The organism is Pseudomonas aestiva (assembly GCF_039908605.1).
Classification (GTDB): Bacteria; Pseudomonadota; Gammaproteobacteria; order Pseudomonadales; family Pseudomonadaceae; genus Chryseomonas; species Chryseomonas aestiva.
This window is the reverse complement of record NZ_CP150916.1, coordinates 1,011,442-1,024,067: the sequence shown is the minus strand read 5'-3', so window position 1 is coordinate 1,024,067 and position 12,626 is coordinate 1,011,442. Positions and strand designations below refer to the sequence as shown.

At 65.1% G+C, this 12,626-nt stretch carries 16 protein-coding genes; 2 read left to right on the top strand and 14 right to left on the bottom strand.

Translation table 11 applies throughout. The features are described 5' to 3' along the window. Nucleotides 1–53: 53 nt before the first annotated feature. From AABM56_RS04775 to AABM56_RS04735, 9 genes are all read right to left on the bottom strand, one after another. Nucleotides 54–455 carry a Rho termination factor N-terminal domain-containing protein gene (locus AABM56_RS04775; protein WP_133862862.1) on the bottom strand — a complete coding sequence of 134 codons (402 nt, stop codon included), beginning with the start codon at nucleotides 453–455 and terminating at the stop codon, nucleotides 54–56. A gap of 57 nt (nucleotides 456–512) precedes the next feature. Beyond that, entirely contained in the window at nucleotides 513–734 is a 222-nt protein-coding gene (locus AABM56_RS04770) for a YgdI/YgdR family lipoprotein (protein ID WP_133862861.1), read from the bottom strand. Beyond that, nucleotides 731–967 (bottom strand): hypothetical protein, encoded by a 237-nt coding sequence (locus AABM56_RS04765; protein WP_133862860.1) that lies wholly within the window; start codon nucleotides 965–967, stop codon nucleotides 731–733. Before AABM56_RS04765 ends, AABM56_RS04770 begins: the two co-directional genes overlap by 4 nt. Before the next feature lie 138 nt (nucleotides 968–1,105). Next, the gene (locus AABM56_RS04760; protein ID WP_133862859.1) at nucleotides 1,106–3,154 is read right to left on the bottom strand and encodes an AsmA family protein; all 2,049 of its coding nucleotides are present in this window, start codon (nucleotides 3,152–3,154) and stop codon (nucleotides 1,106–1,108) included. Nucleotides 3,155–3,221: 67 nt separating this feature from the next. Further along, on the bottom strand, nucleotides 3,222–4,355 hold the full coding sequence (locus AABM56_RS04755; protein ID WP_347883868.1) for an MFS transporter: 1,134 nt from the start codon (nucleotides 4,353–4,355) through the stop codon (nucleotides 3,222–3,224). A 20-nt stretch (nucleotides 4,356–4,375) separates the two neighbouring features. Then, nucleotides 4,376–5,155, bottom strand: a complete 780-nt coding sequence (locus AABM56_RS04750; protein WP_133862857.1) for a DeoR/GlpR family DNA-binding transcription regulator — start codon at nucleotides 5,153–5,155, stop codon at nucleotides 4,376–4,378. 56 nt (nucleotides 5,156–5,211) lie between these two features. Continuing rightward, on the bottom strand, nucleotides 5,212–6,102 hold the full coding sequence (locus AABM56_RS04745) for an EamA family transporter (RefSeq protein WP_133862856.1): 891 nt from the start codon (nucleotides 6,100–6,102) through the stop codon (nucleotides 5,212–5,214). Between the two features lie 143 nt (nucleotides 6,103–6,245). After that, nucleotides 6,246–6,644 carry a DUF3140 domain-containing protein gene (locus tag AABM56_RS04740; protein ID WP_133862855.1) on the bottom strand — a complete coding sequence of 133 codons (399 nt, stop codon included), beginning with the start codon at nucleotides 6,642–6,644 and terminating at the stop codon, nucleotides 6,246–6,248. After that, complete coding sequence (locus AABM56_RS04735) at nucleotides 6,641–7,159, bottom strand: hypothetical protein (protein WP_133862854.1); 519 nt, start codon at nucleotides 7,157–7,159, stop codon at nucleotides 6,641–6,643. Before AABM56_RS04735 ends, AABM56_RS04740 begins: the two co-directional genes overlap by 4 nt. 123 nt (nucleotides 7,160–7,282) lie before the next feature. Here AABM56_RS04735 and AABM56_RS04730 point away from each other — a divergent pair, with 123 nt between their 5' ends. Beyond that, entirely contained in the window at nucleotides 7,283–8,218 is a 936-nt protein-coding gene (locus tag AABM56_RS04730; RefSeq protein WP_133862853.1) for an alpha/beta hydrolase, read from the top strand. Nucleotides 8,219–8,338: 120 nt separating this feature from the next. Continuing rightward, a complete protein-coding gene (locus tag AABM56_RS04725) occupies nucleotides 8,339–8,803 on the top strand; it encodes a hypothetical protein (protein WP_133862852.1) in 465 nt (154 codons plus the stop codon). 46 nt (nucleotides 8,804–8,849) lie between these two features. Here the strand turns inward: AABM56_RS04725 and AABM56_RS04720 are convergent, their stop codons facing one another. The 5 genes from AABM56_RS04720 to birA all read right to left on the bottom strand — a co-directional run bounded on the left by AABM56_RS04720 (nucleotide 8,850) and on the right by birA (nucleotide 12,587). Continuing rightward, complete coding sequence (locus AABM56_RS04720; RefSeq protein WP_133862851.1) at nucleotides 8,850–10,139, bottom strand: MFS transporter; 1,290 nt, start codon at nucleotides 10,137–10,139, stop codon at nucleotides 8,850–8,852. 98 nt (nucleotides 10,140–10,237) lie between these two features. After that, the gene (locus AABM56_RS04715) at nucleotides 10,238–10,696 is read right to left on the bottom strand and encodes a DUF3301 domain-containing protein (protein ID WP_133862850.1); all 459 of its coding nucleotides are present in this window, start codon (nucleotides 10,694–10,696) and stop codon (nucleotides 10,238–10,240) included. A 28-nt stretch (nucleotides 10,697–10,724) separates the two neighbouring features. Then, complete coding sequence (locus AABM56_RS04710) at nucleotides 10,725–10,904, bottom strand: hypothetical protein (protein WP_037006863.1); 180 nt, start codon at nucleotides 10,902–10,904, stop codon at nucleotides 10,725–10,727. Continuing rightward, complete coding sequence (locus tag AABM56_RS04705; protein ID WP_133862849.1) at nucleotides 10,901–11,653, bottom strand: type III pantothenate kinase; 753 nt, start codon at nucleotides 11,651–11,653, stop codon at nucleotides 10,901–10,903. Before AABM56_RS04705 ends, AABM56_RS04710 begins: the two co-directional genes overlap by 4 nt. Next, on the bottom strand, nucleotides 11,643–12,587 hold the full coding sequence (birA, locus tag AABM56_RS04700; protein WP_133862848.1) for a bifunctional biotin--[acetyl-CoA-carboxylase] ligase/biotin operon repressor BirA: 945 nt from the start codon (nucleotides 12,585–12,587) through the stop codon (nucleotides 11,643–11,645). The genes AABM56_RS04705 and birA overlap by 11 nt, the downstream gene beginning before the upstream one ends. Between the last annotated feature and the right edge of the window lie 39 nt (nucleotides 12,588–12,626).

Here is a 12,626-nt window from a genome sequence, read left to right as displayed (position 1 = left end):
CGCCAGGCAGACAAAAGCCGGACACTGTCCGGCTTTTTCGTATCTCCAATGCCTCAACTCAAGGCACGAATCAACTCGTCTTTCTTCATTCGCGACCGACCGCGAACGTTCTGCTCGGCCGCCTTCCTGACCAGCTCATCGCGAGTCATGTCGCTCAGCGAGGTGCTGCCGCCAGACGAACGCCGCGCCGCGGCACGACCGCTGTTGGGCGACTGGCCCTGCCTGGTCGCCACCGCACGCCGAGCGGAATCCTTGCGATCCGCGCGCTTGGCGGTACCGCTCTTGGACTTGCCGGAGCCACTCTGTTCGCCACCGCCGGACTGCTTGTTCACCGTCGCCCAGGCCCGCGCCTCGGCTTCATCCTTGGAGACGCCTTTTTTCTCGTAGCTCTCCTCGATGTGCTCGGCCTTGCGTACCTGCTTGTCGCTGTACGTGGATTTGTCGCCGCGGGGAATGGCAGTCTCCTGGGAAGGACTTGTTTGAAAGGTCACCGAACGAAGGTCAGGCAAGGCCTAGTCTTCCGCTTTGATGGTGGCGACATCGCCTGCCTTCACCCGCACATGACGACCCGCCACATCGGTGAATTCATAGAAGCCATCGGACGTCTTGGTGTTGGGCCTATCTTCGGTGATGTACTGGGTACCGTCCTGCAGGGTCACCACCGTCTCGGTGGAGCAGGCCGCAAGGCCCAGCAGGGTCATGGTCAGCAATCCACCGCTCAGCAGGCGTTTCATGGGGCTTCCGGTGCGACGCGATGGATGGAGACATCGTGCAGTGCCACCAGCGCCTGACCGGACTCGATGTCGGCGAGGTGGAAGCGCTCGTCGTTGATCGCGTCCAGGTGCCGGCAGGCCAGTTCGCGGACCACGTCGGTGATGGGTACGTCCAGGTTGCTGATACGGTCGGTATAGCTTTCGCCCAGCAATTTGTAGTGGATTTCGTAGTGGCTATCGGTGTCGTCACGCATGAGGGATCTCCGCGAAAAGGCTGCCCGACTCGGGTTATTTCTATAGAGCCTGGGCAACCAGAGCGGTTCTTTTCCGCCCGTCAGACGCCGCCGAACGGTCGTCTGTCAAGTACCGCGAACCGGCTCTGGCGCACGAGCTCAACGCCCTGCCCGCATCTGCTGCAACAGGGCGCTGCACTGGGCGCCCTGCTCGTTGCTGGGCGCCACCAGTGCCAGCAGACCGGCGGCCGGCGCTGCGAAGGTGGCGAGCAGTGCCGCCGCCGCGCCGCGGGCCGCCAATGGCAATGCCTTGACCCCCGGCGAGGGACTCTTCAGGGTGCCGCGCACATAGAGCGGCGAGCGCAGCGAGAAGATGCGCAGGCCCTTGCTGTGCGGATCGACGGTAAGATCCAGGCGCTCGCTCGCCAGGTTGATGGTACCGGTGATGTTGATCAGGGCGTTCTCGGTGTCGAGCACGAAGACCTGGGGCTGCACCAGGCCCTTCTTGAAGTCGAGGTCGGCGACCGCACAGTTGATTTCCACCTCGTCATCGCCGAACAGCCGATCGACCAGGTAGTTGCCGACATTGAGTCCGGCCAGCTCCATCAGGCTGCGGCTGATACGGCCGTCGTTCATCAGCAGCTTGAGTTCGCCGTTGCTGGTGCCGAGCAGCGCCGCCACCGAGTTGCCGGTGCCACTCAGGGTGGCATCGCCATTGAGCTCGCCCATGCTGCGCTTCATGGCCTCCACGGTGGGGAACAGCTGGTTCAGCTTGACCCGCCGCACGTGCAGATCGACCCGCCCCTGCAGCGGCGTCTTGTCGCCTTCCAAGCGCACCGTGGTGTTCAGATCGCCCCCGGCCACGCCGAAGCGCAGGGGATCGAGCAGCAGCACCCCATCGGTCAGGCGCACATGGGTATTCAGATCGGTGATCGGCAGCTGCGCGTTCTGCACGATGCGCTTGCCGGTGAAGCGCACATCGGCATCCATGGCGCGCCAGCGCTCGGTGCGGAATTCGGAGACCGGCAGCGCCTTGTCCGCCGGCTGCTGGCTGGTCTCGCCCTTGGCCGCCTGCTGCTCCTTGGTATCGGCGCCGATCAGCGGGGCCAGGTCCTCGAACAGCAACTGATCGGAGCGCAGGGTGCCGCTGAGCTTGGGTCGCGGCTTGCCGCCGGTGAACAGTACCTCGCCATGCAGATCGCTCTTGCCGACCCGGCCATTGAAGTCTTCATAGCTGAAACGGGCGCCCGCCGGATCGTTGAGCTTGACCGTGAGATGGCCGTCGGTGGCATAGGGCGCCGTCTCCGGGAGGGTGACCCCGGTCAGCGGATAGAGCTGCGCCAGGCTCTTGCCTTCCAGCACCAGGTGCAGATCCAGGGCGCCCAGGCGCCGCGGATCGGTCAGGGTGCCAAAGACCTGGACACGGGTTTCGCCCGCCCGGGCATCGAGCTGGATGGGGAAAGGCACATCGGCGTCCTGCAGCGCCAGCAGGCCACCGATCTGGCCACGGCCACTGACCGGCACCTGCTTATAGCTGCCCTCTACCGCCAGGGCGAACTGGAAGGGCTGGGTCTGCCTGACGTTGGAGCGCTGGCGCGAAGTGCCCTGCTTGCCCACCAGATCGGCATAGGCGATGGGAGCATCCAGGGAGGTGATCCGCGCGCGCAGCCGGGTAGCGGTCTGGGCATCGTCGAAGCCGACCCGGCCGGCGTCGAAGCCGATGGTGCCGATGTCGACGGTCCAGGCCGAAGGCTCGGCCTTGGGGTCCTTCTCGGCGGTCGCGAAGGTCCAGCTGTTGCGGCCATCGGCCAGTCGCTGGGCATTGACCACCGGTCCACTGAGGTCGATGCGCGGGATATAGATCTGCTTGGCCAGCAGGGCCAGCGGCGAGATCCGCAACTGCACCCGGTCGAGGTGGACGAACGTCTTTTCCTTCGCCCACTCCGGATTGCCCAGGGTCAGGTCCTCGGCGGCGATGTGCGGCCAGGGAATCCAGGCGCGCCAACCGCCCTGATCCGGCTCGCGGTGCCAGACCACCCCCAGGTTGCCCTCGATGGCGAAGGGCCGGTGCAGGGCGCTCGACACCTGCTCGTTGAGGGTCGGCTTGAGCCGATTCCAGTCGAAGGTGGCCAGCACCACCACCAGCAGGACGAACAGCAGCAGGATGATTCCCAGCAGCCAGGCGAGGATCTTGCGTGGGCGCGTCATGGCCGCCTCCTTGGATTTCCGTTCCCTCTTGGGTCTGCTCAGCGCAGCGGGGTTCCCTGGACAGCCATCATGCCGTGCGTTGGCGCAGGGCGAGCAGTGCCACCGCCACCCCGATCAGGGTCAGCAGCAGCAGACTGCCACGCAGGCCCACCTGCCCCGCCACGGCGCCGATCAGCGGTGGGCCGAGTAGGAAACCGAGATAGCCGGCCGTGGCGGTCATGGCGATACCCGCAGCCGGCGTCTCGGCCACCTGGCCAGCGGCGCTGAAGGCCGCCGGCACCACATTGGACAGCCCCAGGCCGACCAGCGCGAAGCCCAGGATGGCGGTCCAGGGCGCCGGCAGAAGGACCGCCAGCGCCAGTCCCAGGGTCGCCAGCAGGGCCCCGCCAACGATCACCTGGGGACCACCGAAGCGGCCGCGGATACCGTCGCCGAACAGCCGTCCCACCAGCATGGTCAGCGAAAAGGCCGCATAGCCCAGGGTCGCCACCACCGGACTCGCGCCGCCCACCTGGCCCAGGTAGACGGCGCTCCAGTCGGTCATGGCGCCCTCCAGCATCAGGCAGCCCAGGGCGATCAGTCCCAGCGCCAGGACCCGCCGATCCGGCAGCCGCAGGGCCTGACTCACCGGACTGCGATCGCCCTCGTCCAGCGCCAGGGCGGCGGGCAGCGCCAGCACCAGCGCCACCAGGGCAGCAGTCAGCAGCACCGCCAGCGCCGAGGCGCCCAGGTGCAGCACCAGCGCTCCCAGGCCGGCACCCAGAAATCCGCCCAGGCTGAAGGCGGCGTGGAAGGACGACATCAGCGGACCGTTCCAGCGGCTTTCGACATCGCTGGCATGGGCGTTCATGGCCACGTCGATCAGCCCGTTGCAGGCGCCGAGCAGCAGCGCGCAGGGCAGCAGCCAGCCCAGCGACGGCGCCACCCCGGGCCAGCTCAGCACCAGTACGAAGGCCAGGATGCTCAGGCGAGTGAGGCGTCCGGTCCCGCCCAGGCGCGGCACCAGCACCCCGGCGAAGGGCATGGTCAGCAGGGCGCCCAGGGCGACCGCCAGCAGCACCAGACTCAGCTGGCCATCGCCCAGCAGCAGATCGCGCTTGAGTTCGGGAATGGCCGCCGCCCAGCCGCCGATCCCGCAACCGTTGGCGAGAAAGACGGTAAAGGTGGCGCAACGTTGGCGACGCAATACGGCAGAGGTCATGGCGATCCTTGGGCGCGAGTCTAGCGATCGAGCGAATGCAGCTGCAGCCCGGCGTCACGATAGGGCTGCAGGCGCTCCTCGCTCAGCCCCGGTTCCAGCACCAGATGGTTCAGCTGATCGAGCCGGAGCACGTGATAGAAGGCCACGCTGTCGAGCTTCTCGGCGGTCACCGCGACGGCCACCTGGCTGCTCTGCTCGGCCACGGCCGCCTTGAATTCGGCTTCTTCCAGGTCGAAGCCGGTCACGCCGGTCTCCACCGCCAGGGCGCAGGTCCCGAGAAAAGCCAGGTCGGCGCGCACGCCCCGCAGATCACGCAGCGCCCGGGCGCCGAGGCAGGCACCCGACTCCGGCGCGGCCAGGCCGCCGATCATCAGCACCCGGATCCCCGGGCGCTGCAGCAGCGCCGCGGCGATCACCGGTGCATTGGTGGCCACGGTCAGGTCAAGATCCGTGGGCAGCGCCTGGGCGATGGCCAGGTTGGTCGAGCCGGCGTCCAGCAGTAGCAGTTGCCCCCGCTGCGCCAGCCTGGCCGCGGCCTGCCCCAGTGTCTGCTTGGCCGCCTCGTCCTGACCGATACGCGCCGGCAGCGCCTCCGGCGGCGTCAGGAGCGAGAGCGCTCCGCCGTACACCCGACGGCACAGGCCCTGGCGGGCCAGTTCGCGCAGGTCGCGGCGCACGCTGTCTTCGGAAATGCCCCAGGTCGCGGCCAGTTCAGCCGACAGGACCCGGCCCTGTTCGCGCAACAGGGCCAGGATCGCGGCCTGGCGTTCTTCGGGAAGGTGGACGGCTGCTGCATTCATGCTGATACTCCAGGAGGACCAGCACATCATGCACAATCATTTACGATCGTGCAATATCATGCACCAGACGACGCCTTGCTCCGGGCATCCAGCCAGCGGCCGCCAAAGACATTGATCAACAGCCCGAGCATGACTGCCATGCCGCCCACTTCCTGCTGAACGGTCATCTGCTCACCTAGCAGCACGGCGGCCGAACTGAGCCCCACCACCGGCACTAGCAGCGAAAAGGGCGCCACCTGGCCGGCCGGATAACGCGACAGCAGCCGGCTCCAGATACCGTAGCCGACCAGGGTGGCGATAAAGGCCAGGTAGACGATGGCAAAGACCGACCCGCCCGACAGCGACGTCAGCGCCGTGGTGATCTGTTGCGGGCCTTCTAGCAGCAGCGAGAGGATGAAGAAGGGAATGGGCGGAATCAGGCTGCCCCAGACCACCAGACCGAGCATGTCCACCTTGCCGATCTTCTTGGTGACGATGTTGCCCAGCCCCCACATGGCCGCCGCCGCCAGGGTTAGCAGGAAACCGGCCAGGGTCATGGTGACGCCATGTTCGGTGCCGATCAGCAGCAGGCCGAGCGCCGCCACCAGCAGCCCGGCCAGACTCGCCCGGCGTACCTGTTCCCCCAGGAAGGTCGCGGCGAAGGCCAGGGTAAAGAAGGCCTGGGCCTGCAAGACCAGCGAGGCCAGGCCCGCCGGCATGCCCACGTACATGGCCGAGAACAGAAAGGCGAACTGGCCCAGGGAAATGGTCAGGCCGTAGGCCAGCAGCAGTCGCCAGGAGACCTGGGGGCGGCGCACGAAGAGGATGGCCGGAAAGGCCGCCAGGCAGAATCTCAGGGCTCCCAGCAGCATGGGCGGCACGCCATGCAGGCCAACCTTGATGACCACGAAGTTCACCCCCCAGGCCAGGATGACGACCAGTGCCAGCAACAGATCCCGGGGTGCCATCGACAACTCCTTGAACGCGTTCAGATAGATAGGCGGCTACCCTACTCCTTTGTGTCCGCGCTGCGGCGTCACAGTTGCCCACAAATTCGGCCAGTCACTCTCTGCCAAAGAAAAACCGCAGCCTGGGCTGCGGTTCGTCGGGATCAGGCGCTGCGCTTGTCACACAGAGGGTCGTGGCCCCAGTTCATCAGCGACTTGCGCCAGCGCGAATCCTCGATGTCGCCGTCCGGTCTCTGCTTGAGATGGCGGTGCACATAGCCGATGACCTTGCGCATGGCCTGGTAGTCATCGTCTTCCAGCTCGGCCTGACGCTTGCCCTTGAGCTCCAGGATGCGTTCGCCCATGGCATGGCCGACCGCCTTGCCATCGTTGGCCGCCGTGACCTTCTTGCCACCCTTGGTCATGCCCACGCCCTTGCTGGTGTCGCCACTGAGCCATTTACGCAGCTGACTCGGGGTCATGTTGACCACCTGCTTGAACTCGCTGCGTACCTCTTTCTTGTCGTCTTTCTTGTCGTCGTTAGAAGCCTTCTTGGTGCTCATTTTTCACCTGCCTTTTGCAACGCTTTGACCAGTTCGTCTTTCTTCATGCGCGAACGCCCCCGCACCTCGCGGCGCGCCGCTCGTTTCATCAGCTCGTCCTTGGTCAGGCCGGCCAGGCCCGACTCACGCGCCGCGGCCGTCTTGCGTGCCACATCGGCGGGTTGCTTGGAATGCTGCTGGCCCCGGCGCGTGTCACGGCGCTTCTTGGCCGTGGTGCGCTGGTACTCTTCCTTGCTCAGGGAGTCCCGGGCCTTTTCCGGCAGATAGCGTTCGCCGGTGTCCTCGGATTTCTTGCCGGAGCGGGTGTCCCACTTCTCGTCGGTCCACTGCTGCAGATGATTGTCCTTGCCCTTGCCGCCCTGGTATTCACCACCGCGCTTCTGGTACTCCTGGGAGGCCAGTTGCGCCTTGCGCGCCGACCATTGACCGGGCTTGCCGCCCTTGTCGCCCTCGGTAATCTCTTTCTTCACCTTTTCCCAGAGTTCGGGATCGCTCTTCTTGGCCGTCGCACTCATGGCTCACCTCGGATTGGGGGTCACTGCAGTCGCTGTCTCTAGGATGACTGTCCAACCGAAACGGGGGTTCGCGCCAGGCGACGAATGCCCCTACCCTGCGTCTTCCGGTATCCAGAGAAAGCCATGTCCCTCGCCACTCTGCTCCGCCGCCGCCTGATCCCGCTGCTCTTCGTCACCCTGCTGGTAGGGGTCGGGGTCCCCTATGGCTGCTCGGAACTGGCCTATCGCGAACGCCAGTGGGTGTTCAGCATCGAACCAGGCAATGCCAGCTGGTTCACCGGCGTGCCGGAAGGCGTCCGCCAGTTCAACCTGCCAGTGCCGGACGGCCTGACCGGCACCGACTACCTGCACGCCTGGTGGTGGCCCGCCCGCCGGCCGGACGCCCCCACCCTGCTCTATCTGCACGGCACCCGCTGGAATCTCACCGCCCAGGTCCGACGCATCGCCACCCTGCGGCAACTCGGCTATTCGGTGCTGGCCATCGACTATCGCGGCTTTGGCGAAAGTCCGGGCGACGTGCCCTCCGAACGCAGCGTCTACCAGGATGCCCGGGTCGCCTGGAAGTACCTGCAGAGCCTGCAGCCCGATCCCCGCAAGAGATACCTCTATGGCCACTCCCTGGGCGGCGCCGTGGCGGTGGACCTGGCCTGGCGCATCGCCCGCGAAGGCAATCCCACCGGTGACTATCCCGCCGCGGCCGGTCTGATCATCGAGTCCACCTTCACCACCCTGGCCGATGCCGCCACGGCAGTGGTCGACACCCGCTTTCCCCTGCGCTGGCTGATGTCGGAGAAATTCGATTCCCTGGACAAGATCCCGGACATCCATATCCCGGTGCTCATCGTCCACGGTGGCGACGATCGCTATGTGCCTCCACGCTTCAGCGAGGCTCTCTATGCGGCGGCCCGGCCGCCCAAGCGCCTGCTGCTGATCCCCGGCGGGACTCACTCCAACAGCATGGTGATAGGCACGCGCGACTACGCCGCCGCCTTGCGCGAACTGTTCGGCGGCGCTCACCTGAGCGAAGCGGAAAAGGGGCAATCATCGACGGGAAGCTAGAGACTTTCTGAAAGGCATCGACGGCGCTGATAGTCACTATCTGGCCAGTCTATTTTTTCTGGGCGGTCCTGCTCGGGATACTGAACGCACTCCAGCACAGTTTCCCCAGAGGACACCACCATGAACCTGCGTATCGCCTTCGGTTTCGCCCTGACCGCCCTGGCTCTGAACACCTTCGCCCAGGACTTCGCCTTCACCCCGAACGCTGCCACCCAGATCGCCGAGGAATCCAGCCAACGCCCACTGGGCCAGCTGATCAAGCAACAGCAGCAGCGCCTGCAGCAACGTACCCTGGCCGAAGAATCCAGCCTGCGTCCCCTGGGTGGGGTCATCAAGCAGCAGCAACGCCAGCTGCAGGAACGTCGGATCGCCGAGGAATCCAGCCTGCGCCCCCTGGGACAGGTGATCGAAGACCAGCAACAGCGTCTCGGTGACGATGCAGTGGCCGAAGAATCCAGCCAGCGCCCCATGGGTCGACTCATCGACCGCCAGCAGCATCGCCTGCAGGATGACGCCCTGGCCGAAAATGGCTCGGCCCAGACCCTCGACCGCCTGATCAGGGCCGGCCAGACCCGTCAGGCCTGAGCCCTACCCGTCCCTTCCTGCCCGGCCTTGCGCCGGGCTCGCCTAATCAGGTCTTCTCGCTACCCGGCCCAATGCTGGCGGGGGCCTCCACCACCATCTCCTGCGGCACCTCGTCGATGCGCGGATCCAGCGCCGCTGCCATCGGACTCACCGAATCCGGCATGGCCACGTGATGCAGTGGCGCCGCGTCCAGCCGGTGCTCGCCACTGACGAACCGGGGCTGCACGAAGACGATCAGGATCAGCGCATAGGCCGAGGTCAGCACATAGAAGGTGCCGGGGCCGAAATGCTCCATCGCCGCACCGGCCAGCAGCGGCCCGATACAGGCACCGACGCCATAGGTGGTCAGCAGCATCGCCGACAATTCCACCCGCCGCTCGGGCTCGACGTGGTCGTTGGCGAAGGCCGTGGCCAGCGGATAGAGGGTGAACAGCAGCATTCCCGAGACGAAGCCCGCGGCTAGCAGCCAGGGATAGGGCAAGCTGATCAGCCCCCAAAGCGGCACCGCCGCCAGGCACAGCAACACCGCATTGGCGCGGATCAGCTTGCAGCGATCGAGGCGATCCGACAGCCAGCCCAGCGGCCACTGGGCACAGAAGCCCGCGACGATGCACAACCCCACATAGAAGCTCGACTGCGCCGTATCCAGGCCACTGCGACTGGCGAATACCGGCGCCAGGCCATAGAAGCCGCCCACCAGCAGGCCCGCGGTAAAGATGGTGACCAGCGACTGGGGTACCCGCTGCCAGAAGAAACGGATCTCCAGCGGTGCCGCCACCAGCTTGGCCGGGTGCACCCGGCGGGTCATGGCCAAGGGAATCAGGCAGGAGGCGAAGCAGATGGCGACCAGCAGCAGCGGCTTGTAGTCGAGTTGCGGATGCCAGGCCAGTAGCGCCTGACCGATCACCAGCCCCAGGTCCACCGCCACCATGTAGCCGGCGAACACCTTGCCGCGCTGATGATTCTCCGCCTGCTCGTTGAGCCAGCTCTCGATCACCATGTACTGATTCATCATCACTACGCCCATGACGAATCTCAGCGCGATCCAGACGTTCAGGTCATCGATCAGGGCGTGGATGAGCACCGTGACCGTGGCCGCACCGGCGCAGGCCACATAGGAACGGATGTGGCCGACGCTGGCGATCAGCCGATGACCGAACTTGCCACCGCAGACCAGTCCGAAGTAGTAGGCCGCCATCAGGGCGCCGGTCCACAGATCCCCCGCCCCCTCGCCGGTCAGTCTCAGACCGATATAGGTGGTGAAGAGGCCGGAGCCGGCCAGCATCAGGAGAGTGGCGAAATAGAGTGCAGGAAAGGTAACGAGAGGGCTGAACATCAGGGATCACATGAAAAGAAGCGGAAAGCCGGAACGGACCAGCCGGAGCTGATCGTCGGGACTACGGAAGGAAAAGCTTTAGGAGATAGCGCCGGAAATCACTCCGGCTCTTGGCGCCTGCTGGTCTCGGTACGCTGGCGCTGCCGCCATTGATCCAGATAGACCACCTGGCCGTGTTCGGGCTTGGCCTGATAGGCAGGGGCCGAAGCCACCACCGAATCCGCCGCCGGGCGCTCGACCTCGGGTACCACGAAGGGCGCGAACTCGACCTTGGCCAGGGTCTTGCCGAACAGGGCCAGAGAGGCATCGAGCCGCTCTTCGCCCGTCACGGTGAACTCGAAGGCGAACAACCGCGCCAGGCGCTTGCGCCCCTTGGCATCGGCCAGCCAGCGAAAGCGGGAAAAGGCCACGGCGCCATCGAGCAGCATGACCTTACGGCGACGACACTCCTGCTCGGCCAGCAACAGCGCCCGTTCGCGAATGCCGTGGGCGTGCCAGAACCACAGGCCAATGCCGACTGCGCCCAGCAACAGGCAGAGATTACCTAGCGTCAGCATCTTCGCTCCTCATCGAAGGGTACCGCCGTCACTGACGCCGTGCAGCGTCACCAGATGCCGTCTCGTTCAACAGGCGAATGTTTTCACGCTCGCCTTTGTACAGCGCCAGAGGGGCGATTTCCTTACCCAGCAACGGCACCTGCTGTTGGTGCCATATGTAGTAGAAAACGTTCAGTACCACCAATAGCAGAAACAACCAACGCATCATTCGTTCTCGAGCGGACACGCCAAAGCCAATCCAGCAAACACCATATCGGGCACGATTCGCGCGCCCGGAACGACATGTTTGACCAGTTCCGCGTCACCCCCGGTCAGAAAGATCTCGCAACCTTCGGCGAACATCTCCTGAGCCAGTTCGTACTGGGTACGGACGAATCCCTTAAGCATGTACAGACACCCACGCTCCACGGCCTCGCTGGTCGTGCGTCCCGGCGCCTCGTAGCGTTCACCACTGGCCCAATGTGGATCGTAGCGGATCCGCCGGGTATGGGTCTGCAGTTCCCGACGCATCAACGGAATCCCCGGACAGATGAACCCTCCCTGATGCTCGCCCTGGGCGTCGACCAGATCGGCCGTGACCGCGGTGCCCAGATCCAGGACCACACAAGCCTTGCCCTCGGCCAGCCGTACCGCGGCCAGGATCACCAGCCAGCGATCCATGCCCAGGCGCTGATAATCACGATAGCCATTACGTACGCCATTCCAGGCCTCGACCGGGACGGCCTGGTGACAGGGAATGCCGAAGGTAGCGGTCAGCCTTTCCTTGAGCTGCTGGGTCTCTTCGTCGCTGCGCACGCTGACCAGGCGACAAGCTGCCAGTGGCGGTGTATCGGGCTGGGACAACGCAGCCACCAGGGCCTCGTCGCTGTCGACAATGCCCGTAGCGGCCACTTCGGCGCCGGCGGCAAGCAGTCGCCACTTGATCAGGCTGTTACCGCAATCGAGTTCAAGAATCATGATCTAGGCTCAGGCTCAATTCGCCACCGCTGAAGGCCTGTGTCTGACCGTCTACATGCATGAGGATAGCCCCATCTTCGGCAACTCCTGCCACTGTGCCCTGAATACAGCGAACCCCCGAAGACAGGGTTACCGCTCGACCTTGCCAGCCATGATAACGCTCCCACTCGTCGCGCAGGGCGGCGAATCCGGCCTGGCGGTGAATCTGCCACAGGTTATCGATCTCCCGGAGCAGCAGGCTGGCAACCTGGTTGCGATCCTGCAGACCATCCAGGGCTTCGGCCATGGAGATCCAGGGCTGATCGATGTTGTCGGCCAGACGCATGTTGACGTTTATACCGATGCCGATGATGGCCTGACAGACGTCCTGCGGATCACCCGACAATTCGATGAGGATGCCGGCCAGCTTGCGGCCACGCACCAGGACGTCGTTGGGCCACTTCAGGCAGGCATCCTCGACGCCCAGCTGTTGCAGCGTCCTGATGACCGCCAGGCCCATGGTCAGGCTCAGGGCCTGCAGCTTCTGGATCCCGCCCTGACTGGATACCACGGCGGTGAGATAAAGATTCTTGCCATAGGGACTGACCCAGGCGCGCCCACGACGGCCGCGGCCAGCCTGCTGATGCTCGGCCAGCAAGGCGAATGGAGGCAATTGCTGATGCAGACGCCGTTGCGCTTCGGCATTGGTGGAGTCGATGGAAGCCAGGACCGCTACCGGCCAACCGCCCTCCTGGGCGATCCGCTCGGCATCGAGCAGCGACAGGGGCTCTTCCAGGCGGTAACCCCGGCCCGGCACCTTGAACACCTCGACGCCCAAGTCATCTTCCAGCGTCTTCAGCCGCTTCCAGATGGCACTTCTGGAGACGCCCAAGGCCTCACCAAGCTCGACGCCGGAATGAAATTTTCCATCACTCAGCAGTTTCAGCAACGGCATTCCCAGACTCCGTTCGACTTTCTTTCGCCCCAAAGACAA